General features: G+C 42.5%; 17 protein-coding genes. 5 read left to right on the forward strand and 12 right to left on the reverse strand.

Annotated features, from left to right (window positions below; translation table 11 throughout):
- Positions 1-111 precede the first annotated feature (111 nt).
- The 8 genes from hpsE (V7K76_RS22905) to gloA form a co-directional block, all read right to left on the reverse strand.
- Positions 112-1158: a hormogonium polysaccharide biosynthesis glycosyltransferase HpsE gene (hpsE, locus tag V7K76_RS22905; protein WP_334775654.1), complete on the reverse strand. Its 1047-nt coding sequence runs from the start codon at positions 1156-1158 to the stop codon at positions 112-114.
- A gap of 21 nt (positions 1159-1179) precedes the next feature.
- Entirely contained in the window at positions 1180-2139 is a 960-nt protein-coding gene (hpsE, locus tag V7K76_RS22910) for a hormogonium polysaccharide biosynthesis glycosyltransferase HpsE (RefSeq protein ID WP_334775653.1), read from the reverse strand.
- A gap of 173 nt (positions 2140-2312) precedes the next feature.
- Positions 2313-3050 (reverse strand): prepilin-type N-terminal cleavage/methylation domain-containing protein, encoded by a 738-nt coding sequence (locus tag V7K76_RS22915; protein ID WP_335030021.1) that lies wholly within the window; start codon positions 3048-3050, stop codon positions 2313-2315.
- A 37-nt stretch (positions 3051-3087) separates the two neighbouring features.
- On the reverse strand, positions 3088-4095 hold the full coding sequence (hpsC, locus tag V7K76_RS22920) for a hormogonium polysaccharide secretion pseudopilin HpsC (protein WP_334952655.1): 1008 nt from the start codon (positions 4093-4095) through the stop codon (positions 3088-3090).
- A gap of 370 nt (positions 4096-4465) precedes the next feature.
- Entirely contained in the window at positions 4466-5167 is a 702-nt protein-coding gene (gene hpsB / locus V7K76_RS22925) for a hormogonium polysaccharide secretion pseudopilin HpsB (protein ID WP_334952657.1), read from the reverse strand.
- Between the two features lie 30 nt (positions 5168-5197).
- A complete protein-coding gene (gene hpsA, locus V7K76_RS22930; protein ID WP_334952659.1) occupies positions 5198-9883 on the reverse strand; it encodes a hormogonium polysaccharide biosynthesis protein HpsA in 4686 nt (1561 codons plus the stop codon).
- A gap of 1062 nt (positions 9884-10945) precedes the next feature.
- Positions 10946-13588, reverse strand: a complete 2643-nt coding sequence (gene clpB / locus V7K76_RS22935; protein ID WP_334952660.1) for an ATP-dependent chaperone ClpB — start codon at positions 13586-13588, stop codon at positions 10946-10948.
- 396 nt (positions 13589-13984) lie between these two features.
- Complete coding sequence (gene gloA / locus V7K76_RS22940) at positions 13985-14419, reverse strand: lactoylglutathione lyase (protein ID WP_334775647.1); 435 nt, start codon at positions 14417-14419, stop codon at positions 13985-13987.
- A 269-nt stretch (positions 14420-14688) separates the two neighbouring features.
- Between gloA and eno the strand changes: the two genes are divergently transcribed.
- Positions 14689-15978: a phosphopyruvate hydratase gene (eno, locus tag V7K76_RS22945; RefSeq protein WP_334775646.1), complete on the forward strand. Its 1290-nt coding sequence runs from the start codon at positions 14689-14691 to the stop codon at positions 15976-15978.
- A 96-nt stretch (positions 15979-16074) separates the two neighbouring features.
- Here eno and argC read toward each other — a convergent pair whose 3' ends face one another.
- Positions 16075-17133 (reverse strand): N-acetyl-gamma-glutamyl-phosphate reductase, encoded by a 1059-nt coding sequence (gene argC, locus V7K76_RS22950; protein WP_334775645.1) that lies wholly within the window; start codon positions 17131-17133, stop codon positions 16075-16077.
- A gap of 515 nt (positions 17134-17648) precedes the next feature.
- On the opposite strand from argC, the gene ribBA reads away from it, so the two are divergent.
- The 3 genes from ribBA (at position 17649) to V7K76_RS22965 (ending at position 19884) form a co-directional block, all read left to right on the forward strand.
- Positions 17649-19322, forward strand: coding sequence for a bifunctional 3,4-dihydroxy-2-butanone-4-phosphate synthase/GTP cyclohydrolase II (gene ribBA, locus V7K76_RS22955; protein WP_334775644.1), 1674 nt, complete (start codon positions 17649-17651; stop codon positions 19320-19322).
- Between the two features lie 98 nt (positions 19323-19420).
- Positions 19421-19645, forward strand: coding sequence for a type II toxin-antitoxin system HicB family antitoxin (locus V7K76_RS22960; RefSeq protein ID WP_179068392.1), 225 nt, complete (start codon positions 19421-19423; stop codon positions 19643-19645).
- Positions 19645-19884, forward strand: a complete 240-nt coding sequence (locus V7K76_RS22965; RefSeq protein WP_334775643.1) for a type II toxin-antitoxin system HicA family toxin — start codon at positions 19645-19647, stop codon at positions 19882-19884. The genes V7K76_RS22960 and V7K76_RS22965 overlap by 1 nt, the downstream gene beginning before the upstream one ends.
- Positions 19885-20126: 242 nt before the next feature.
- Here the strand turns inward: V7K76_RS22965 and V7K76_RS22970 are convergent, their stop codons facing one another.
- The 3 genes from V7K76_RS22970 to V7K76_RS22980 form a co-directional block, all read right to left on the reverse strand.
- Positions 20127-20354: a hypothetical protein gene (locus tag V7K76_RS22970; protein WP_334775642.1), complete on the reverse strand. Its 228-nt coding sequence runs from the start codon at positions 20352-20354 to the stop codon at positions 20127-20129.
- Positions 20355-20518: 164 nt separating this feature from the next.
- Positions 20519-22231 (reverse strand): diflavin flavoprotein, encoded by a 1713-nt coding sequence (locus V7K76_RS22975; RefSeq protein ID WP_334775641.1) that lies wholly within the window; start codon positions 22229-22231, stop codon positions 20519-20521.
- 170 nt (positions 22232-22401) lie between these two features.
- The gene (locus tag V7K76_RS22980) at positions 22402-24126 is read right to left on the reverse strand and encodes a diflavin flavoprotein (RefSeq protein ID WP_334775640.1); all 1725 of its coding nucleotides are present in this window, start codon (positions 24124-24126) and stop codon (positions 22402-22404) included.
- 135 nt (positions 24127-24261) lie between these two features.
- On the opposite strand from V7K76_RS22980, the gene V7K76_RS22985 reads away from it, so the two are divergent.
- Entirely contained in the window at positions 24262-25116 is an 855-nt protein-coding gene (locus V7K76_RS22985; RefSeq protein WP_334775639.1) for a pantothenate kinase, read from the forward strand.
- The last annotated feature ends 264 nt before the right edge of the window (positions 25117-25380 follow it).

Consider the following 25380-nt stretch of genomic DNA (forward strand, 5'->3'; position numbering starts at 1 on the left):
TCTTCCGTACCTGTTATGCGTAACCTTTATAAACATCAGAACTAGGCTTTAAAATCCGGGTTATAAGCCTAATTTTCGCGTATGAACATAAAATGCTAGTAATAACGAGCGCTATTGTCTAGCAAAGATTTCAAGCTTTTTAGTAGGCGGATTTAGCATACTAAGTAATAAAGATACTTTATTGTTTAATACTCTGCCTAAATGACATTTTAAGTAGTAGAAGGGACTCATCATACTAGCCAAGTAAAACTCCATCTCAAAAAGTGCAATAAGATTACTTTTCAATTGCCATCTATACTGAATTAGATGCTGTAATACTCGGCGTAAATTACCTAAAATAGTTTTCACAAACACTATTGGTTTTTGCCAATTTTTAGTATTTATCAAGCGTAACTGGAAAATACACAAGCCACAGCCGCGTGACAAAGTTAGAAGGTAATCTTTCTCAAATCGCCAATGTGGTATTTGATGATAAGTATGCATAGTGGGGTTATACCAAATTTGCCAGCCTGCATAATGTATGTAAAGCAATGGTTCATAGTCATCACCCTGCACCAAAATACCAGGTAACTTACCGCTTAAATTAGGTCGTTGTGGTACATTTTCACACCATACTTCTTTCCGAACAACAAGCGCCGCACCAGGAGGAAGTCTTAAATTATCCGCATCAAATAAATGTGGTTCTGAACCATGTTCTCTGATAGCTAAAAAAGCTTGAATTCTTTCAAAATTTTCTGGCGGATTTACTTCAAAATCACCATGAATTTGTCCACTCCAAGCACCTGCTTGAGGATGCTCTAATCCAAAGGTATACGCTTCTGATAACCAATTAGGAGCAGGTAAGTTATCATCATCTAAAAATGCGATTAGCTGCCCTCTGGCTTCACGCACTGCCCGCAGTCTGGCAAAAGCGGCTCCCTGTTCGGGTTCTAAAAAATATCTTATATGAAATCTTCCATCATATATTTTTTGGTAATTCTGAATTACTTCAAATGTGTTGTCAGAACTATTATTATCCACAATAATAATTTCCCAGTTAAGTTTTTCTACTCCTGTTTGGGTTAAGATTTTATCCAAAATTTTCGGCAACCGGGTTGCTCCATTATACGCAGGGATGGCTACACTAATATCTAACTTTTCAACTGCTAATTCAGTCATAATATCTAATACTTTGATGGTTTATTTTTTGAAATATCCATTTTTCCACAGATAAAAAGGGCTAATGAAACTACTTACAAAAAGCTCCATTTCGCAAGCAAGTACCAAATCTTTTTTGAGTTTAGTCCTATGTTTTACTAAATGTAAAGCGATTTTTCGCAGGTCATTTACCATGTAAGATAAAAGAGTAACTGGTCTATACACATTTTTTGTATTTACCATTCTAGTTACATGGCGGCTAAGTCCAATACCTCGAAAGAACGGAATTAAATAATCCTTTTGTAACCGAGATTTGGGGATTTTGTGAGAAATCTCCATTTCGGGGTTATACCAAATTTCCCACCCTGATTTTTGGATGTAAGACAACATTTCTAAATCTTCACTGGTGAGCATATTGCCTTTAACTCTCCCAGTTAAAATAGGCTTATCTGGTACACTTTCTAACCACGCTTGTTTACGGACAACAAGTCCAGCAGAGGGAGGTAGTAGTTTTTTGGCTGGTTTATATAATAGCGGTAAATCACCTCGCTCTGTAATTGCCAAAAATGGAGCAATTCGCTGAAAGTTTTCTGGTGGTTCTACTTCCCAGTCAGGGTGAATTTGGCTGCCATAAGCTCCGGCTTTAGGATGTTTTTCACCAAAGGCATAAGCTGCGGATACCCAATTTGATACTGGATAGTTGTCATCATCTAGAAAACCGATAAGTCTACCTTTAGCTTCTGCTACTGCTCTTTTTCGTGCATAAGCTGCTCCCTGTTGCGCTTCAAAGCAATACTTTAAAGGGTAAGGACGCTGCCAATTTTGTTGATAGGCTTGAACAACTTTAGCTGTGTTATCAGTGCTGTTATTGTCTACAACTATAATTTCCCAAGATAAATTTTCGGTGTGAAGTTGATTTTGTAGTCGCTCTAGTAGTTCAGGTAAACGACTTTCACCGTTATAAGTTGGGATAGCTACAGTAAAGTCAAGATTCTCAGTCATTTAACAAAAGTTACATTTTGATACGTTGATTAAGAGAGTTTTTATATGTTCATCGAATGGCTAATTTAGCAAACATTAAAATTGCACATGATGTTTCAATTTTGCTATCAATGTGCAATTTTATATACAGTTATATTACGTATTTTTAAACTAAAAATTGCTACTTCAACTACTTAATTGCATTGAGCGTCTTTTGCTGTGAGCATTGAGCCTAAGAGAGTTTTCACAATGACGCATCGCTTTACGCTACTAGCCAATGTAGAATTTGCAGAGCTTGGTACTGCTACCACTATTTTTAACCCAGGTGGCTCTGTCGAAGGCGCTGTAGGTGTTCCAAAGCTTGGAGCTGATGGAGATGTTGAAGTTGCTAAAGCTCCCGTAGAATCAAAGGTAATCGTTGATGGAGGTGGAGATGCTGAAGTTGCTAACGTACTTGAAGCAGGGTAGGATACAGTAGAAGTACTATTGACAATGTTTGCACTACTGAGATTTACCCCCAGCAGTAATTGATTAGAATTGGCTCCTACATCTCCCCCTAAAGATTTCCACGGGAGGGCTATAGGGGGTACAGCACTAGTAGGATAAGCATTAGGACTATAAATAGCAACCACTATATCTTGATTTGCGCTATTTTTCTGAAAACTGACACTGTAGCTAAGTTTAGTTTTCTTAGCTTGGCTCTGTGCTTCTTGCAGTGCGGCTAAAACTGCGTCGTTAGCCTTATTTAGCTGCTGTCGATTTGCAAAGGCAAGCCAACTAGGAGCTGCGATCGCTGATAAAATTCCGATCATTAGCACCACAACAAGCATTTCTATTAAAGTAAAGCCAGCATTGTGTTCAGGATTAAATCGCTTCTCGGTGTCTTTATTACACATCCTAGTGTGGAATAACTTTAAAGTTAGGTTGCCCATAATGCCCCACTATTAGTTGTGCTGTTTATTGTGAAGTTTATTTAGTATATAAATATCCACGTCCTTGCACGCGGACACTTGCCGTCGGAAAGTAAGTTTGGTTAGTTGAAGAGTAATCAAAATTGCTATTTTGCAACCTAGCTAGTGCATTGCCTCGTAAAAACACCTGTGCTGTTGTGTTGGCAACATCAACGCAAGTATAAAAGCCCATAAAACTACCGTAGCTAGGTGTTCCAGTAGAGCAAGTAGGGGTTGAAGCAATAGAGGTTTGATCGATATAATCAATTAGTACTAAAGGTTGTTGAGTGTATGCTGCCGAGGCTGTTTGCCATGAATTCATTTGCTGAGTTATACCTACGGCACCTGCGAGATTCAGGTTAAAACGCTGAAAACCTGCATCGGGGCAGTGGCTAGTGTCAATATATGTATCATTGGAATAACCAGTACAATTCCCAGCAGTACCAGTAGTAGTACCACTAGCAGCCAGAACTCCATCGCTAATTTCAAATCTGGCAATACGAGCCGCATTTGACCAAGTGGTGCTACTATCTTTGATTAAATAGTAGGCAATTAGTGAGTAAACAAAAGTATCATCTTTTGTGTTTGATGTAGTGCTGCTAGAAAGTGTAATTGCACCTGAGACAAACTTGCGTTTCCAAAACACCAAAATTGGTTGACAAGTAGTAGTAGAACTACAAACACCAGCTGCTTTAACAGGGGGTATTTGGTCTTTAATTCCTGAGCTTGCTGGAACAGTATTTGAATTGGTAGTTAGTGCAGTTTGATCATATATGTAGACAGCTTGTTGTAAATCATTGGCAATGTAATCAATTGCTGTCTGGATTTCTTGTTCAGAATTTGCCTTTGCTTGCTCTTTCTGATCTGTAGTGAGAATATTAACCATGAATCCTAGCAGTGGTGTAAGCACCAGGAATGCCAGCAATAAGGCTACCAACAGTTCTATCAGGGTAAAACCATTAACTTGTTGAACAAACTTAGAGTGTTTCAGCTGAATGCTGAGAAGAAATTTGAGTCCATTCTTCATAACTGCGGTATGCCCCTTAGTGATAGAAATACATATATTGAATGATGGTGTAAATATCCAATGTTGTAGCGTGAGTATCTTGCCTGCTCATAGCCAAAGGCGGGCAAGATGCCATTGGTGTCAACTTAAGCTGGAAATAGCTTAACTGTTGGCCTCCATGCCCGCCCGGAAATAAATTTCCGGGCTAATGGGCTAAAGTCTACTGAAGTAGACTAGAGATTTTTGGCGATATTTAGTCATCTTCAGATGACTTTAGCTATGAGACGGGAATTTCAATTCCCGGCGGACAAGCGGTTTCACGTTAAGTTGATACCAATGGCAAGATGCCCACCCCACAATAAGTAATTGAGTATTTTTTATTTGGAAGTCACTAATTACAAGTGGTGTTAGTATCACTAGTTCTGCTAGTAACAGCAAGACGCTGACATAGAGCATTGAAGGTAGTGTTTTTAGAAGCAATTACAGTCGTCATTTCCACTAGTGGGGATTGGGTACTGCCCAAACTCCCAGTGAAAGTGTTTTGTCTATTATTGTTACTACTGGTGCTAGCGTTGACAGTTTTAGTAAAGTCAATATCTGACCGATAAACTCTAATTCCCAAACCGTAACCATCGATTGGTTGACCTGTTGTGGTATTGATTGGGGTACTTCCTGTTACTATAACTTTTACAGCCTGAATGTAAAATAGGTTGCTTGTACAGTTTGGGGCACTAATAGTTAGGTTGTTGTTTGCGTCTTTTGTCACGCAATATAAGGATGTTGTTGCTGTAGGAACTGGCATACTTGTGGTGCTTGTGGTAAGTAAATTGCCAGCTAATGTTCCATCGGGTGTAATAGTGGTAGTAGGGGCTGTCACTGCTCCAATTTTTAAACCGTCAATGAAAGTTCTGACAGCTTGTGTGGCTAGTTCTACGCGTTTTGATTGAACGCGGGTTGCTGTTGCAATCACGATGGTAGGCGCGATCGCTGCCAGTAAAATAGCAACTATGATTATTGCTACCAGTGACTCGATAATCGTAAAACCAGACTCACCAGATGGTTGACTTATTTGCTGTGGTTTGGGCTTAATCATAGTTACTCACCAGTTTCTAGGAATTAAAGATTAACTACAGCCAGAGGTAGGACGTTGAGTGGCATCGATGGCATAACTACTGTCTGAGGCTTTTTTGGCACATAACAAAGTTTGCACCCATGTATCATCTCGACCAACTTCCCGGAAATACTCATTGGGTTTGTTATTTGGCGTTATCGCTAATTTTTGTGAAAATGCGTCTGGTGATTGCGATAGCAAGGCGACATCATAACCCCACTGCCGATTGGGAGCCAGGTAGAAAGGTACTTGACCACTACTATTAGCGATCGGATATACAGTATTGCTGCTAATACTGGCCGAATTAGTCAAGAATGCCGTAAATGGTGCAGTAGCATAGGCACTACGAGTTCTTTGGATAAAAGAGCCGTTAATTGTAGCTGCAATAGCTGCACTTATGTCACCAGTTGGGTTCCAATTTTCCAGAAAGCGGACAAAGTTGTGTAAACCACCATTATCTTCTGTAGGACGAGCTGGGGTGTCTCCCCCTGCTGCGACTAAGTTGAAGGTGGTAGGTGTTGCTTTTTGCAGCCAATAAGAATCCTGTATGTTGCCAGGACCTATTCTGTTACTTGATGTTGGTGATGCAGTTTGATCAGTGCCGAAAGCTACTTGAATTTGTAACATTGGCGATAAAGCTGGTTGATTTGTTGTACCAGTAGTCAATGGTAAAACTATTGGGGGATAATTATCATTGTTTTGTTGTGTTGTTAGAAACCAGAGAGCATTCGCTGCGGAATCTGGTCTATTGCTAGAACTAAAAGTACTCAGTGGGAATTGAGTTATTGTCCCGCCTTTGATACCTATAATGATTGGTTGATTATTAGCATCAGGCGTGAGTTGTCCAGATGTAGTATCACGCAGAAAGGCAACACGGCGAGGATAGCCTAGATATTTAGAATTAGAACCAGTCGGTGATTGTGATTGTGCTGTTGTACCTGCTAAATGGGTATTCAGAGAAAAATTCTGTCCAATAACAGATGAGGCTTTTACACTACCGTCTACTGTCCAATCACCTGGAAGACAAGCGGAAACAGGTAGTTTCGGACAGACTTCCATTAAATACTCTGGAGCAGATTTCCTTCGCTGGATGGGTGTCACAAAGTTATTGAGGTAAGAACTGTTTGCAGTGGCAAGGGGCAAGTCACTATTAGCGGAGTCATACCAGAGAGCATTGACGACATTACTGTTGTTGGTAGGAACTACAGCATTACTACTATTGACAAAAGCAAACCCATTGTTCTGAAATGCGGTAATAGAAGTGTTATCCCCCAAGTTATTATTCAGGTCATAGTCTCCATCACTGCGGTAGCCCGTCACATAACTATTAGAAAGAAGTGTGATCGCATCGGATAATACGCTGGCAGGTCGCCATGCGTCCCCAGTAGTACAATTTGGTAGTCTAGGATCACCAGTACGACAAGCAAAGTTTGGATTCAGGTCTGATGCAACGCGAGAGTAAAAATTGCTCCAATCACTAGCAAGAGCTGTATTAAACTCTTGCTGTGTATGTTTATTAAAGTCGCCTTGAATATATACAGGCAAGTTAGAAGCTAGAACCAAGCCTTTTTCTGCATCTCTGTAAGCCTGAACACGCCAGAGTGGGTTGCCATTGATCAACATGATTGCGTTGGGACGGCGAGTTGGATCAAGTTTATAATCTACAGGGCTTTGTGATTGTTGAGTAGCTTGTTTTGTTTGTATTTGTGTCGCTGTGTCTGTTGCTGTAATTCCAGCACCATAACTCAAATCCGGCAGTGCATCATCACGAGTAGCGTAAATAATACCGCTATTGGGAATTAAGTATTCTTGTGGTGTTGCTGTACCATAAGTTGTTGTCCGCAACTTATTAATGTCTAATACAGTGGCGCGAATTTCCAGAGGTTGGCGGGTTTCTTTGGCGAGTTCATAGTCTGGAGCCGACGAACTAGTAGATGGATTTGGTACGTTTGCTACTGTCCCAGCTGCATTAATAGTACAGGGATATTGAAAGTAACAAAGCGTTGATGTCCCAGTTCCATTTCCATTTACACCATCAGCGTTGGTGAAAGTATTTACACCAGGTGCTGTTGGGTCATCTTTATGAATTGCCTTAATCTGTCTCGCATCTAAAAAAGCATTTTCGTAAATTGCGCCGTGAGGGATGACGCTAGTAGTTGGAGAGCCGATACTACCATCTAATATTTGGATGGCACAAACAGAAGCATCAATAGCAGACTGCTCTGATATTGTGAGTGTCCCAGAGGTAGCGACTAGCCCCATAGCGGTGTTCAGTGTTGGATTTACCAACCGCCCATTAGGATACATTAAATTAGCTTGGTATTTTAGTAAAGCTAAATAGTCAGAAACACCCTTTGTTGGAGCTGCGTAGACAATACCATTATGGGAGTTACCACTGGCATTGCCGTTATATGGAAGGGCTGCAAGGTTCTTAGCTGTATTAATATTTGTAGGATCGTAGAAGCTACTGATACAAGCAATTGGTTTAGGGCTTGTTGCACTGTAGCCACTCGCTTGGTAGTGATAAACTGCTGTAGCCCTCATCCGTAAATACGGTGTGTTAGTAGTATCTGGTAATACTACATTAGTTTTGTAAGTATCTGGATTAATGCCACCAGCAATAGTATTAGGCACGGGCATCATATCTGACCAAATTCTATTTGTAACCGCCGCTGCCGCATTCAAAGCAGCTTGGGTGCTACTAACAGTAAAAGTTGGAGGCAAATAAATTCCTGCACCAGTGACTACCCGCAAGCCACCCACAGGAGCGCCGGCAGTAGTTGGTACTGTAGCAGCTGCTGTTTCCCAATCTCCATCTCGAACAACAGTTCCTAAATCAGCTAGTTGCTGTACACGACTACTGCGAGTGCGAGTTCCACTTCCGTTATCCCAGTTAATATTTGCAATATTTTGGGTATCTGTGGTAGCATCCGAACCAACAAATGCTGTTCCGTTCCACCACAATGCAGGTAAGTTATTGCCAAGTAAAATGCGATCGCCAACGTATTGTTCTTTACCTAGTTGTTGTTCTGTAGTTGGTTGTGTAGCACTAGGTAGAAGTTTAGAACTACTAATGTTAAGTGTTAAATTGGAATAATTAGTTTTAGTTTGACCATCACTAGGTTTAAAGGGATAAACCCAAGTGTCTGGTGGACGCAGTGACTGACCACTTCCTTGTAAAACTGTACTAGTGGTATAATCTGTACTAGTTACAGGATTTGTGATTGCATCTGCACCAAAAGCAACTTCAGCATAGGGTACACGGCGGGTACGTTCTTGAAAGTAAAGTTGTAACTGGTTATTACGTACACTAGTTAGTTGCGCTGCACTGGCAGTTGATGTGGTTAGATTTAATAGTTGTAGTTGCTGTGTAATGGCATCTTGGACTTCCTGTGGGTCAGTAGATGTAGCGTTAGCCATCTGTGCTTGCACCAAGAGATTGATGCGCTGTGTATAAGCTAGGCTATTGTAGGCAATATTATTAGGTTGTTCAGTGACTGATTTATTAGGTTGAACACTAAGACTTTGATTTGGACTAACGGCTTGGCCTTGGAATAAATGCACTCCAGTACTGTTGCTTAAATCACCAGTACTAGTGAAACCACCTGCTCCTAAATTGCCACCAACAACAATTTTGGCATTATCCTCACTGTAGAAACAGGAATTTTGACTACTAACCTGATAAAGCGTGATAGTATTAGAGCCGCTACCAGTTAGGAAATTACTATTAGTCAAGATCCGTCCATTTAGGTTAAATTTAGTACCAGGGGTAAGTTCTATATCATCGTTATAAACCACCGCATTGTTAACTAGCGGTAGCTGTACACGGTCTTGTTGATACTCTAAACTTGAAAAACCTTTATTCCCATTAAAAGCTTCGTAGTTACCTGCATCACTACCTGTTGGTAGGTTAGCGTTAGTGATAGGAACATTAGCAGTGTAGACAAAAAAGCTTTTTTGGAGCTGACCAGCAATACTAACCCAGCCCGTACTCCCTACCAAAGTAGCGCTTGTTCCTACACTATTTTGACAACTGTTGCTTACAGTACCAGAAGTCATGGGCGGAGTTCTTGCCTCTAGAGGATTTCTAGGGCGGCTGTATGTGCTATTAGTTATAGGCGGAGTTCGGAAGTAAATTCCATAAAGAGTATAGCTGTCAAATTTCCCATTGTTATTTGTATCAATGGGGTACATCCATGCAGTTGCTAAATCTGATGGCTGACTTTCTCCTGTTGGTGCAGTTGTATAAGCATAATGCAGTTTTAGTGGAGTTTCGTCTCCAAAAGTATATTGAGGCAAATTAACACTACTACTTAAGGTACTCTCTAAAACTGAATCTGAAGGTACAGATCGTGGTAGTTGGCTATCAGTAAATAGCTTGTTTAATTTTGCTCTAGCTCTGTCAAGTGCTGGTGCTGCGGCGTTAAGTACAGCTTGATTAACTCGGACATTACTAGCATTTTTGGAGCGTTCAAAAGACCGAAATAAAATAACAGTGGTCAACAAGACGACTACTATCAAAACCATTGCCACTGTCGGCAACAAAAACCCAGCATTCTCTGAGCCGTGTTTTCTTCGAGTACCAAAAATAGTCCGCAGGAGCCAAATAACTTGCTTGTTAATTGCAGATAAAAACTGCTTGCTAATTTGTTTGAAGGTTTTTTGAATTACCTTTAATAGCTGACGTTTTCGAGACATAGCTGCTTCCCTGTCAAGTGGTCTTTAGTGAGGTTTATATTTTTTTGATATCTTCGTTTATGACTGTCAAGTATTTTCACAGACATAAGATGAGGCTATATTTATGTGGCTACTGCATCTGGTCTGACGAAATTCCAAATGAAGTAGCTATTGCAAAAGAGAATTTGTTTAAAGTTATATCATTAATAAATTTTTGATTTTATCCGGTAAACACTGATTTTTTCAGAATTATTTAATTCAAGCCCGGTCAAGAATAAGAGCATAACGTCACAGTAAAATTGCGGAAATGTATTTTATTTGAAGGCAGATTTATGAAGATGTTGTTAGCAGAGTAGACTTATAATACCCATCTGTTAAAAGAAAAATATCAGTTATTGCAGAATAATCAGATGTTAAGCGAAAATTCCCGAATTCTTCTTAGAGAAGTCGGGAATTTTGCTGTTCACATTGTTTTTATTAAGAGGTTATTTATAAAGAAAGCTAGGGCAATCAATACGCTTAGGTTAAGGGCTACTGGCAACAATTTTGGGTTTTAGAGACGCGATAAATCGCCGTCTCTACAAGTGTTTTGGGCTTATCTGAACTGTATTGGGGCAAATGGAATGATGCCTTCGGCACGCCAAGGCAAAGGCATGTACACAAACATAGACGCTTTGCGGCTTCCCGTAGGGTATAGCGGTTCTTAATTGCATAGAATACAGACCATTATTTGTAGGGGCACAGCATTGTTCATTGGTGTCAACTTAACGTGAAACCGCTCGTCCGCCGGGAATTGAAATTCCCGTATAATAGCTAAAGTCATCTGAAGATGACTAAATATCGCTAAAAATCTCCAGTCTACTTCAGTAGACTTAAGCTATTAGCCCGGAAATAAATTTCCGGGTGGGCATGGAAGCCAACAGATAAGCTATTTCCAGCTTAAGTTGACACCAATGGCATCTTGCCCACCCCACAAGAGTTTTAATTCCAGGCAATATGCAGGTTAAACGTCCAACAGCTTAACCACTGATTCAATGTAAGTTGACATTAAAGAGAAATGTCTCTCATTGAATTTGCCAGATGCTATGTAGCAATCTGTGGTACTGACACCTTCACCAGCACTTTTTTACTAAAAGACAGACCGTTTTCATTTTTGTCAATGATAATCGTGTCTCCAGAGATAAAAGTATTTTCCAATAGCTTGGTGGCGAGGGGGTTTTCTACTTCTCGCTGAATTGCCCGTTTGAGTGGACGGGCACCGTAAACTGGGTCATAACCTGATTCAACAAGGTGATCGCAAGCTGATTGGGATATCTCAAAGAAGATTTTTTGCTCGCGGAGGAGATTTTCTACCCGCTTGAGTTGAATGCGGATGATCTGCCGCATTTCTGTGCGATTTAAGGTATGGAAGAGAATAATATCATCAACGCGGTTGAGAAATTCCGGGCGGAAATGCGATCGCAACCCATCCATTACCCGCTTCCGCATCGTTTCATACTTAGAATCATCACCAGATACATCCAAAATATGTTCGCTACCTATGTTACTGGTCATGACAATGACGGTGTTACGAAAATCTACTGTCCTTCCCTGAGAGTCAGTAATTCTCCCATCATCTAACACTTGCAATAAAATATTAAACACATCGGGGTGCGCCTTTTCCACTTCATCCAGCAGCACCACTGAGTAAGGACGGCGGCGAACCGCCTCGGAAAGTTGACCGCCTTCTTCATATCCTACATATCCTGGAGGCGCACCCACTAACCGAGAAACTGAGTGTTTTTCCATATACTCAGACATATCTAAGCGCACCAAGGCATCATCAGAATCAAAGAGAAACTGAGCTAATGCGCGGGCGAGTTCGGTTTTGCCCACACCTGTAGGGCCCATGAACAAAAATGAACCAATGGGACGAGAGGGATCTTTCATCCCCGCACGGGCGCGACGAATTGCGGCGGCTACTGCTTCTACAGCCTCTTCTTGTCCAATGACTCGTTGATGCAAATGACTTTCTAGTTGTAGTAACTTTTGCCGTTCCGATTCCAATAGGCGATTAACGGGAATTCCTGTCCATTTAGCGACGATTTCGGCAATATCGGCTTCGGTGACTTGTTCTCGCAGTAACGTGGAACCTTGGTTTTGAATTTCTAAAAGGCTCGCTTCTTTGGCTTCGCGATCGCGCTGCACTCCCTCCAATTTGCCATACTTCAATTGGGCAGCTTTATTCAAATCATAAGCACGTTCCGCCTGTTCGATTTGCACTCGCAGCGCATCTTCTTCTTTTTTTAAGGCGCTGATAGCCTCAAGTATCTGCTTTTCACCTTGCCATTGCTCGTTAAATGTCAGCTGTTTTTCCGTTAAATTGGCGATTTCTTGCTCAATTCGTTCTAAACGTTCTTTAGTTTGGGGAGTACCCTTTTCTTCGCCAGCTAATGAGAGTTTTTCCATTTCTAACTGCATGAGGCGGCGATCGATGGTTTCCAATTCAGCTGGTTTGGAGGTAATCTCCATTTTCAACTGGGCTGCGGCTTCATCTACTAAGTCAATGGCTTTATCTGGTAGGAAGCGATCGCTAATATAACGCGCTGACAGGGTTGCTGCTGCTACCAAAGCCGAATCAGAAATTTTGACGTTGTGATGCACTTCATAGCGTTCTTTCAATCCCCGCAGAATGGAAATAGTATTTTCTACGGTTGGCTGATCCACAAATACTTGCTGAAAGCGGCGTTCTAGGGCGGCATCTTTTTCTATGTGTTTGCGGAACTCGTCGAGGGTAGTAGCGCCAATACAACGCAGTTCTCCCCGCGCCAGCATCGGTTTGAGCAGATTTCCGGCATCCATCGCCCCTTGTTGGTTGGAACCTGTACCGACTACGGTATGCAGTTCGTCAATAAATAGGACGATTTGCCCGTTAGATTCCGTAACTTCCCGGAGAACAGATTTTAGACGGTCTTCAAATTCACCCCGGTATTTCGCCCCAGCAATCAAACTACCCATATCTAAAGAGATGAGTTGGCGATTTTTTAGCGATTCGGGAACGTCGCCATTGACCATTCGCTGTGCCAAAGCTTCTGCGATCGCAGTTTTACCTACCCCAGGTTCACCAATCAATACGGGGTTATTTTTGCTACGACGAGACAAGACTTGAATTACCCGCCGAATTTCGTCATCTCGCCCAATCACTGGGTCGAGTTTTCCCGCTTTTGCCTGTTCTGTCAAATCTCTGCCAAATTTTTGTAAGGCTTCATAGCGAGATTCTGGGCTTTGATCTGTCACCTTTTGGCTACCGCGAACGGCTTTGATCGTAGCTTCTAGTTTAGCGGCATCCGCACTAAAGCCTTTGAGGATCTTTCGTCCAATGCGATCGTCTTCAGCAAAGGCTAATAGTATATGTTCCACGGAAATGTAGGAATCTTTCATCCTAACTCTAGCTTCCTCGGCTCGGTCTAGTAAAATATCCAAATTGCGGCTAAGGTAAAGTTGATCGTTTTTACCAACTTTGGGCTGACGTTGGGTAAAGGCTTCTAGCTGCTGTTGCAAGCGGATTGGATCGACCTCAGATCGCGCCAGGATACGTATTGCTAGACTAGTGGGTTCTTCTAACAGGGCAATAATTAAATGTTCAACATCTAATTGCTGTTGTTGATAAGCACGGACTATATCCTGAGATTTAACAATTGCTTCCCAGGCTTTATCAGTAAATTTATTCGGATCTGTAGGTTGCATCTTTAGAATTTTGGAATTTTGATTTTTAGTTTAGGGATTGGGAGTGGGGATTGGGGATTGGAAAAACTTTCTCTAGTCACTAATTCCTAGTCACTAGTCCCCAGTTCCTAATTATCCAAGCATTCTCAGCGTATATCCGTGTGTATCTCCGGTGGCAATTTTGGCTTGGTAATTGGTGATAGTTTAACGTGTCGCAGAATTCCCCACCTTTAATGTACTCATAAGGTGGGGATTGAATCTTCCCGCGTCTGGTTTAACTTTTCAAGATATCTCTTAAGCAAAAGTTGCTATCCAGATCCCCGACTTCTTCAAGAAGTCGGGGATCTAAACCCAGCTTAAGTAGGTGATATTCCACCCTAGCGGATAATTTATTTTTTTGGAAATCCGTTATAAGAATTACTTACTCACAAGTTGCTCTTGTGATTCCTGTTTGACTGTTGACCCTTGACTTCCCAGTTGAATAAGTTCAATTTTATACCCATCGGGATCTTCCACAAAAGCAATTACTGTCGAACCATGTTTCATCGCCCCTGGTTCACGCACGACTTTACCGCCCTGACTGCGGATTTCCTCACACGTAGAATAAATATCATCAACGCCAAGGGCAATGTGACCATAAGCATTACCCAATTCGTATTTTTCCACTCCCCAGTTATAGGTTAGTTCGATCACCGCCTCGTTACTTTCATCACCATAGCCAACAAAAGCGAGGGTAAATTCTCCTCCTGGATAATCTTTTCGGCGCAGCAGTTTCATTCCTAGAACTTCACAGTAGAACTTTAAGGACTCTTCAAGATTGCCCACCCGCAGCATGGTGTGTAGTAATCGCATATTGACCTTTTCTCTGTAATTGATTTAGTGTTATTCTCTGCCAACATTTTACCTAGCTCAAAGTCTTAAGGTAAAAATGCCGTCACAGAAAGAATTAAAAGTCTAAAGGACAGGATAAACAATTACCCATTCTTGGCATTGCTCCCTATCCCTATAATGGAAATCTTCTTTAATCTCAGCCAAAAAAGCCTCTTAACAGCATAAGCTAACGATTGGGTTAGGCAACTGGACTGGATGCGTAACACACTCGAATAAAGGATAAAGTACAGATGAGTAAATTTCTAGATACTGCCATTGAGGCGATCGCATCTCGTGAAATTCTTGATTCACGCGGTAGACCGACAATTGAAGCCGAAGTGCATTTAGTCAACGGTGTTGTCGGACTGGCGCAGGTTCCCAGTGGTGCATCTACTGGCACTTTTGAAGCCCACGAACTGCGTGATGGCGATAAAAGCCGTTATGGGGGCAAAGGCGTACTCAAGGCAGTACAAAACGTCAAAGAAGCACTTGCACCGCAATTGTTAGGCTTGGATGTCCTCAACCAAGAACTGCTAGACCGCACGATGATCGCCATAGATGGTTCTCCTAACAAATCCAATTTAGGCGCGAATGCGATTTTGGGAGTTTCCTTAGCAGCAGCCAAAGCTGGTGCTGAATCTCTTGATATTCCTCTATATCGCTATTTGGGTGGCCCTTTAGCGAATTTGCTCCCAGTGCCGTTGATGAACGTGATTAACGGTGGCGCACACGCATCAAATAACGTGGATTTTCAAGAGTTTATGATTGTCCCAATTGGTGCAACTTCCTTCCGAGAAGCATTGCGCTGGGGTGCAGAGGTGTTTGCGACTCTTAGTCAGGTATTAGATGAAAAGGGTTTGCTTACTGGTGTAGGCGATGAAGGCGGTTTTGCCCCTAATTTAGAGTCCAATCAAGTAGCTTTGGAATTGTTGGTTGCTGCCATTAAGAAAGCTGGTTATAAGCCAGGGGAAGAAGTCGCTTTGGCGTTGGATGTAGCAGCTAGCGAATTTTACAAGAATGGTCAGTATGTTTACGATGGTAAACCTCACGCCCCAGCTGAGTTTATTGATTATTTGGGACAACTTGTTGATCAATATCCAATTGTGTCAATTGAAGATGGCTTGCACGAAGAAGATTGGCAAAGTTGGCAATTACTCACCCAGAAGTTAGGTTCGCGGGTGCAGTTGGTAGGGGATGATTTGTTTGTTACCAATGCCACCCGCTTACAAAGAGGCATCCAGGAAAAAGCTGCTAATGCCATTTTGATTAAACTCAATCAAATTGGTTCACTTACCGAAACCTTAGAAACGATTGATTTAGCAACTCGCAACAGTATCCGTTCAGTAATTAGCCATCGTTCTGGTGAAACCGAAGACACAACGATCGCTGATTTAGCTGTAGCAACCCGTGCCGGTCAAATCAAAACAGGTTCTCTGTGTCGCAGCGAACGCGTAGCAAAATATAATCGCTTGCTGCGAATTGAAGATCAACTAGGCGATCGCGCCGTTTATGCTGGTGCTGTGGGGTTAGGGCCGAAGTAGGGGCTAGGGACTGGGGACTGGGGACTAGGGACTGGGGACTGGGGGCTAGAATTCTTCCCAATCCCCAATACCCAATACCCAATCCCCAATCCCCAATCATGGATAAAACCCCAATTTGGGCAACCCCAAGGTTTCATCCCAGCCCATCATCAGGTTTAGACACTGAATCGCTTGGCCCGCCTGTCCTTTAATTAGATTGTCAATTGCTGACATGACAATTACGCGACCTGTGCGCGGGTCAACTTCTACACCGATGTAACAAAGATTGCTGCCATTAGCCCATTTGGTTTGGGGGTAAATACCGCTACCACAGACTTTTACCCAAGGAGAGTTACGGTAGAAAGCTGAGAAAATTGTGATTAAGTCATCTCGCACTAGACCAGGATCGCTCATTTTGGCATATACCGTTGCCAAAATCCCGCGTACCATTGGGATCAGGTGCGGTGTAAATTGGATCATGAGTTCGTGACCGGCTAAGTCACTGCAAATTTGCTCAATTTCTGGGGTATGACGGTGACGACCAACGTTGAAAGCTGCGATTGAGTTGTCTGCTTCAGCTAGTAATAAGTTGGTTTGAGGCTGTCGTCCACCGCTAGATGTGCCGGACTTGGCATCGATAATAGCTGTTTCTGGTACGATTAAACCTTGCTTTAAGAGTGGCGAAAGTGCAAGAAGACTAGCAGTGGGATAGGAACCAGGACAGCCAACGAGTTGAGCTTCGGCAATGCGATCGCGATAAAGTTCTGGTAATCCATAAACTGCTGTCGCTGCAATTGTGCGATCGCTTCTCTCAATGCCATACCAATTTGTATAAGTTGTCAAATTACTAAACCGATAGTCTGCACTCAAATCTATAACTTTACATCCTTTTTCCAACAGTTTCGGTGCAATTTGGCAAGCCAGACCATTTGGTAAAGCCAGGAAAACTACTTCACAGCGGTGAGCAATTATTTCTGGTTCTACTGCTTCTATTAACAAGTTAGTTGCATGAGCTAAATGCGGGTAGAGATCCCCCAAGGATTTCCCGATACTACTTTCACCGCCTAAATAAACCAGTTCAACTTCTGGATGATCCATCAGTAATCGTACTAACTGTACTCCGCCATAGCCCGACGCGCCAACAATCCCAACGGGTACGCGTCTAAATTTGCCCATGATCTGAAATCCTTATCCCATGAATAGTTAATTCGTTCTCAGCTATCAACAATATCAGCGACTAGACGTGTAGCGCACAAAACGCCCCAAACGGGGAGATGGGGGAGCAGGGGAAGAGTTTTGCTTCCCCTGCCTCCACTGCCTCCACTGCTTATGCGAGCAGTATTGCCCCTTATCCCTCTCATCCTTTACTGTCGCTGCACTTTATCCCTACTTTTAATGACATAAATTCTTGTCACGCGATCAAATTATTGTAAATTAAAGGGTTGAAAACCCCTATATCTACATGTAGTAGCCATTTCAGTCGGGGTTTGTCTTGAGAAATCGCTCCACTTGGGCTTTGCCCAAGACCACGTTTCTCGCTAAATCACCGTCTGGAATGTCTAAAATGTTTGAATTTTGAATTTTGAATTTTGAATTGTTAATGCTAGTCTACTTCTCTGCCTTATAAAGGAGCTACAATCTAAAAGGAGAAATTGTAAAAAAAATTTACGTTTATAGCTGGAAATCTTTCTGTGTCACAGCCTAATACTACCCAAGCTTTTAAATTTGATTCGATTGATGCCGCCTTAGCAGACCTAAAAGCTGGTCGCGTCATTGTAGTGGTAGATGATGAAAATAGAGAAAATGAAGGCGACTTGATTTGTGCTGCCCAATTTGCCACACCCGACACGATTAATTTCATGGCGGTGGAAGCGAGAGGACTGATTTGTTTGGCAATGACAGGCGATCGCCTAGACGAGCTAGACTTACCTTTGATGGTAAGCAACATTACAGATACTAACCAAACTGCCTTCACTGTCAGTATTGATGCCGGGCCAGAATTAGGCGTCAGCACAGGCATCTCAGCCGAAGACCGCGCCCGCACGATCCAGGTTACTCTCAACCCAGCCACAAAACCTAACGATTTACGTCGCCCTGGTCATATTTTTCCCCTTCGGGCTAAGGCTGGAGGCGTACTTAAACGCGCAGGGCATACGGAAGCGGCTGTAGACTTATCTCGACTAGCAGGGCTATACCCAGCTGGGGTAATTTGTGAAATTCAAAACCCCGATGGTTCAATGGCGCGGTTACAGCAATTAGTTGAATATGCCAAACATCATAATTTAAAAATTATTAGTATTGCAGATTTAATCAGCTATCGCCTAAAGCACGATCGCCTAGTATATCGTGAGGTGATTACCAAGTTGCCTAGTGAATTCGGTCAGTTTGAAATTTACGCCTACCGCCATACCCTAGATAATACAGAACACGTTGCAATTGTCAAGGGCGATCCAGCTAACTTCAAAGATGAGCCTGTAATGGTGCGGATGCACTCAGAGTGCTTAACTGGTGATGCTTTGGGTTCTTTGCGTTGTGACTGTCGGATGCAGTTAGAAGCAGCACTGAAAATGATTGAGGCTGCTGGTCAAGGTGTAGTTGTATACCTACGCCAAGAAGGGCGGGGAATCGGCTTGATTAACAAGCTGAAAGCCTACTCATTACAGGATATGGGGCTGGATACAGTAGAAGCAAATGAGCGTTTAGGATTTCCTGCTGACTTGCGAGACTACGGGATGGGGGCACAAATGCTCATGGATTTGGGCATCAAAAAGATTCGCTTGATTACCAATAATCCCCGTAAAATTGCTGGAGTCAAAGGTTATGGGTTGGAAGTGGTCGATCGCTTGCCATTGTTAATTGAGGCAACCCAGTACAATTCCTATTATCTAGCAACAAAGGCGAAAAAGCTGGGTCACATGCTGTTACAAACTTATTTAGTAACAGTAGCAATCCATTGGCAAGATGACCCGGAACCGGTGAAAGAACGCTATGAACGCTTAGAAAAACTGCGACACTTAGCGACAAGTAATGATTTATTGTTGCAGGAAGAAGCACGTCCCTTAGCGATCGCTATATTTGACGAGCCATCTTTAACAGTACACTTGGGTTTTGATCAGCCAAAAGTTGCTAGCTGTGATTGGTATCAACAAAGTGGTCATCCTTATATACAAGCTGTCTTTCAAATTCTGGACAATCTGGCAACCTTGCCATACATCCAAAAACTAGAATTTCTGATTTCTTCTGGTTGCGATCCTTTGAGTAATTTACAAGTCCAACTAGATCGGCAGATATTCACCGATGGTACACTGCCTTCATCGATTAGCGATCGCTTGGAGACACAGCAAATTTACAGCTTTAGCAAATAGCCACAACCCTAAGAGCTAACCTTTTACAGGGGTTGTAGGGTTTATTGTGTGTAAGTCCTACATCCCCCTGAACTTTTCAGCCATTCTTTTATATAACAATGAGAGCAATCAAAATTATTGTTGAAAAACATAACGACGGTTACGTAGCCTATCCCTTGGGTATAAAAGGGGTTGTAGTTGGCGAAGGTGACAGCTATGAAGAAGCACTAGCTGATGTTAAATCTGCTATCCACTGCCATATAGAGATATTTGGTCAAGAGGTTTTAGAAGAGGAATCACCAGTCCTAGAAGCTTTTGTGGCGGAAGCTGAGGTTCTTATTTAATGGTTAAATTCCCAGTAGATGTACTTAAAGCTAAAGTTATTAAGACATTGGAATTTCTGGGATTCACTGTTATTAGGGAGCGAGAGCATATTGTTATGGAACGAGAAAACGAAGATGGAACAAAAACTCCATTGACTATGCCTAATCATTCTCAAATTAAAGGTTCGACCTTGAGATCCATTTGTACTCAAGCGGGTATCTCAAGAGAGGATTTTTTGTCTGCTTATGAGCAAATCTGAAAGCAATACTGCGTAGGTTTTGACTAAAAGATAGAAATGTGTAGCGAATTAGGGACTTCCAAGAAATAAATTATCCAAATAAACGTAGACGCGGAGCGGCTTGCCGCAGGCTACCACAGAGACACAGAGAACACAGAGGAATAAGGAGGAGAGAGTTTTTTCACCAGTTTTTTGAGTATTTTTTTATTTGGAAGTTCCTTAGGCGATCGCTTTGGAACTGAAGTTCAATTATAAAACTCGCATTACAGATACTTTTGTGCCAACCGTTCATCTAGCATGGCTTTCACTTCTTCATCTGTAGGTGGCAGGCTGTCATTCTTGGCAATGCCGATTAAACTTGCAGCTAAACCCTTCGGCTTTGATGTTGGCTGAAGTTTTGGTTGGAGCGATCGCACTAATGTATTGATTAACTGCCAACGATCCTCGGCAGATAATCTCAGTGCTTGATCTTCAAGTTCACGTAAATTCATAGTAATAATTTCTAACAGAGAGCGTTGGATTATTTGAATAAGAGTTCATAATCTTCACGTTCCTTTCGAGTAGCTAGACGGGCACTGATGATACGGATAGCATTGGAACGTTAGCTATCCGCTATCAGAACTGTTTTGCCCAATGCCCCATGCCCCATACCCAATTAATAATGAGTTGCAGATTTGCGATGATGCACGGCTGTAACGCCATCAGTATCTAACAATTTGCCACTCTCGACAGTCGCATAAACCAGCCAATGATCGCCAGATTCCATCCGGTTTTGTACGGAACATTCGAGATATGCTAGGGCATCGGTAAGTATGGGAGAACCATTTTCAGTTTCTTGGGTGGCGACATCAGCAAATCGGTCTTGTCCTGGACCAAAGGGTTTGAGGAAGTGCTTCATTAACCCCAAGTGATTACCTTCTTTAAGGATATTGAGGACAAATTTGTTTCCTGTATGCGTCAGTGTTTCTACTGCACGGTCTTTGGCGACGGCGATAGTTAAACCAGGTGGATTAAAGCTGGCTTGAGATACCCAAGAAGCTAACATAGCACTAGAGCGATCGCCTTCTTTTGCAGTCAAAACACAAAGAGAACCCACAATGCGACCAACTGCTTGTTCTACAGTTGTTGCAGGTTGACTTGGTGATCGCACTTTTCTGGCTTTTTTCAGTGCTTGGGCAAAGTCGGTTCCAGCTTCTTCACACAATTGCAGGGTAGCATCGTCGGGTTTGAATTTGACGCGGATGGTGTCAAAACCAAACCGATAGCCAGCATCTTTTAATTTACTCTCAATTAAATCAACCGCTTCCCCACTCCAGCCAAAGGAACCAAAAGCACCAGCAAGTTTATTGTTAGTAGCGGTGGATAGCACAATTCCTAAAGCTGTTTGCACGGGTGTAGGTGCATGTCCGCCAAGGGTAGGAGAACCGATGATGAAACCAGCAGATTTTTCCACAGCCGCCCGAATTTCTTCTGGTTCAGTAAATTCGCAGTTAATTGATTCTACAGCGACACCAGCTTTGGTGATGCCACGAGCGATCGCTTGGGCTAATGTGGCTGTATTTCCATAAGCTGAAGCATAAATTAACGCTACTGTCAAGTCGGCAGATGTTTGCTGTTGACTCCATTCCCGATAAGCTTTAGTCAGTTCAATTAAACCATAGCGCACCAAAGGCCCATGCCCATTGGCATACATTCGCACAGGAAAATCGACAAGTTTATCCAGTGCTGTTTCAACTTGACGGGCGTGGGGAGCCATGAGGCAATCAAAATAATAGCGCCGATCCTCGTTATATACTTCCCAACCTTCATCAAATACCTGATCTCCACAAACGTGCGCCCCAAATAACTTATCTGTGTACAGAATTTCTGTTTGCGGGTCGTAGGTGCAGAGTTGATCTGCATAGCGGGGATTGGGGGTGGGAATAAATTGTAAATTATGCCCATTACCCAAATCTAGTGTTTCTTCACCCCGCATCACAAAAATTTGTAAATCTGGATTTTCTAGCGCTGCACGTAAATTTATTGCCCCTGGATTAGAACACACAAAGGTGATTTGCGGGGCAATTTCCAACAAAGCTTTTAAAGTTGCGGCGCGGTTAGGATTTACGTGTCCCAAAATTACATAATCTAAATCTTCAAAATGGAAACGTTGCTTCAAAGCTTCTAAATAAATTTGCGTAAACGTTTCCCCAGGAGGATCAATAATGGCAGTTTTATCGCTTTCAATTAAATAAGAATTAGCAGTTGTACCCTTAGCAAGAGCGTATTCAATTTCAAATCTGAGCCTTGACCAACTGCGCGATCGCAGTATTCTCGTATCTGTAGCTATTGGACAAACTTGAACATCACGGGGTTTATTTTGTGACATGGCGGAAACAATTTTAGATTTTAGATTTTAGATTTTGGATTGTTAATTAAACACCCCAATTCTGGATAATTATGGATATTAAGTAGGAAGGGCTATACTGCACAAACGCTTGATTGAGTGTTTTTGGATTTTGGATTATTAATCTAAAATCCAAAATCCAAAATCCAAAATTAGTAGTGGTTTCCGACTTTACGGTGATGTACAGCAGTCAAAGCTTCTGGCTTAGAAACCCGTCCGGCGTAGACTGTGCTGTACACTGCCCAGTGGTCGCCACAATCCATTCTACTGGTGACTTCGCACTCCATGTAGGCAAGGGCATCGTTGAGGATGGGGGCACCATTTTGGGCTGGCTGGGTTCTCACACCTTCAAAACGATCTGCACCAGGGGCGAACCGCTTCAAAAAGTGCTTCATGAGTGGTTGGAAATTGCCTTCTTCTAAGATGTTGAGAACAAAGCGATCGCCTACCTGCATGAGTGATTCAATTGCCCGATCTTTGGCGACTGCAATGGAGAATCCCAAGGGTTTAAAGCTGGCTTGAGCAACCCAGGAGGCTAACATGGCACTGGATACATCGCCTTTTTTGGCAGTGATGATATATAATCCGCCGCTAATTCTACCTAATGCTTTATCTAAGTCAGCACCAAGAGATTTCATAGCTTTGATGCTGCGATCGCGTGTTACCCATTGAGCTAAGTCTGTACCTGCTTCTTCACACAGCTTGTAAGTGTTTTCCGTAGGTATTTCTTTAATCCGAATCGCTGGAAAAACTGTTGTCAAACCCAAATTGCGGAATTTACTCACCAAAGGATCTATCGGTTCATCATCGCCACCGCCAGTTTCAAATACGCCGATGGCTTGCTTTTCTTTAGCAGATCCTAAAATTGTGCTGAGTGCAGCTTGAATACTCGCAGCCCCAGAAGCCGGAGGTAGACCAACGATTAGCCCAGCACAACGGCTAACTAGTTCCCGCAGTTCTTGTAAATCAACTTCAGATCCCAAATCGACGATTTCCACGGCAACACCAGTTTTACCGATACCGTTGGCAATTGCTTGGGCAAGGCGATCGCTATATCCGTATTCGGAAACGTAAAATATTCCAACTGCTGTTTCTGGCTTGGCTTGGGTTTGGCTCCAAGTGCGGTAACGTCCAACTAGTTCTTCAACATTGTGAGATAACAGTGGCCCGTGTCCTGTGGCAATCATGTCGATGGTTTTCAGTTCCGCCATCCGCTTCAGGGCAGACAGAACCGATCGGGCATTCGGCCCCATCAAGCAATCGTAGTAATAATGAAAGTCTTCTTCGATCGCTGCCAAGTCTTCATCAAAGGTGCTATCTGAGCAATAGTGCAACCCAAAGGCATCACAAGTATAGAGAACTTTGGTTTTGTGGTCAAAGCTGAAAATGGTATCCGGCCAATGTAAATTTGGGGCAATCACGAATTCAAATTCATGCCCATTGCCCAAATCTAAGCGATCGCCATTTTTCACAATTCGCCGTTTAAATGGCTGATGTACCAAATCCTCAAGAAACTGAATCGCCACCTTAGAACCGACAACGGTTATTTCTGGAGCCATAAGCAGCAAATCTTTAACTAAACCGCTATGGTCTGGCTCAGTGTGGCTGATAATCAAATAATCAATATCTGTTGGCTTGATTAATCCGGTGAGCGTATCAAAATATAGTTGACGAAACTTTTCGTGGGAGGTATCAACTAAGGCAGTCTGCTCGCCACGAATGAGAAACGAGTTGTAAGTAGTACCGTTTTGCAGACCAAACTCAATATCGAAGCGATCGCGATCCCAATCCAAAGAGCGAATAGCCGTCGTCTCTTGAGCAATCTCTACAGTCTGAATGGTGAGCCGTTTTTCAGTTTTTTCGGTGAGCGCTACCATAACTCCCCTCCTTAATACAATGAGTATTTCTTCCTCTTATTTTATTGTGACACGGCTTGAATGTTAATTTTTATTAAAAAGCCTATGGCTTACTTAAAAAAGTTAAAAGTGTGAAACCGCAAAGGGATTGGGGAGATGGAGGAAGTTTGGCTAGCATTGGAAATTGGGAACTCTCGGCTACATTGGGCGTTGTTTATTGGCAAAAAACTTTACTCAACTTGGGATAGCGACTATCTAGCTGAGTCTGCCATACAACAGTTAGCTAAATGTCAAACTCTAGATCATTTACTACTGGCAATTTCTCCACCCCATCAGAAAATTAGGGTAGAAAATACTTCCTCATCCCTCCCTCCCCTCCTCCTCGCCTCCGTAGTTCCCGGCCAAACTGCTATTTGGCAAACTTACCCAAATACTCGCGTTATTACCTTAGAGCAAGTACCACTCAAAAATGTTTATCCCACACTGGGAATTGACCGCGCTTTAGCTTTGTGGGGTGCGGGTAAAACTTGGGGTTTTCCCATGTTGGTGATTGATGCTGGTACAGCGCTGACTTTTACAGCTGCGGATGCTAATGAGTCTCTAGTTGGAGGTGCAATTTTGCCAGGACTAGGTTTGCAATTTGCAAGTCTCGGTCAACAAACAGGACAATTACCATTTGTAGAAACGCGAAAATTCGCACCTCTACCACCACGTTTTGCGCTTAATACTACAGAAGCAATTCAAAGTGGAGTAATTTACACAGTATTAGCTGGAATTAAAGATTTTCTTGAGGCGTGGTTGCAATTATTTCCTGATGGGAAGATTGCAATTAAAGGTGGCGATCGTACTTTATTAGTAAACTATCTGAAAGCTTTGTATCCTGAAATTATAGCACCTTTAATTGTGGAAGAAAATTTAATTTTTTGGGGAATGCGGGAAATAGTAATGGGTGACAAAAATGTGGTTAATGACAATTCCTACAAGAAGGCAAAAGTAAAAAGGCAAAAGTAAAAAGAAAGAATGCTTATTTTGTAAGTTTTCTGGCTATTTTAAATGGTTGGTTTCTCGTAAATTAAAGGGTTTAAGAACCTGCAATCTACATGTAGCACCCATTTCAGTCGGGGTTTGTCTTGAGAAATCGCTCCACTTGGGATGCATCCCAAGACCGCGTTTCTCGCTAAATCCCCCGTTAGCGCTAGCGTAAAGCCTTCGGCATGGCTTCGCTTAGAGCGACGGAGGAGCGTCAGTTGCCACAACGCGGGGAACCCGCGCAAG

The sequence above is a fragment of the Nostoc sp. genome (genome assembly GCF_036917975.1).
GTDB lineage: Bacteria > Cyanobacteriota > Cyanobacteriia > Cyanobacteriales > Nostocaceae > Nostoc.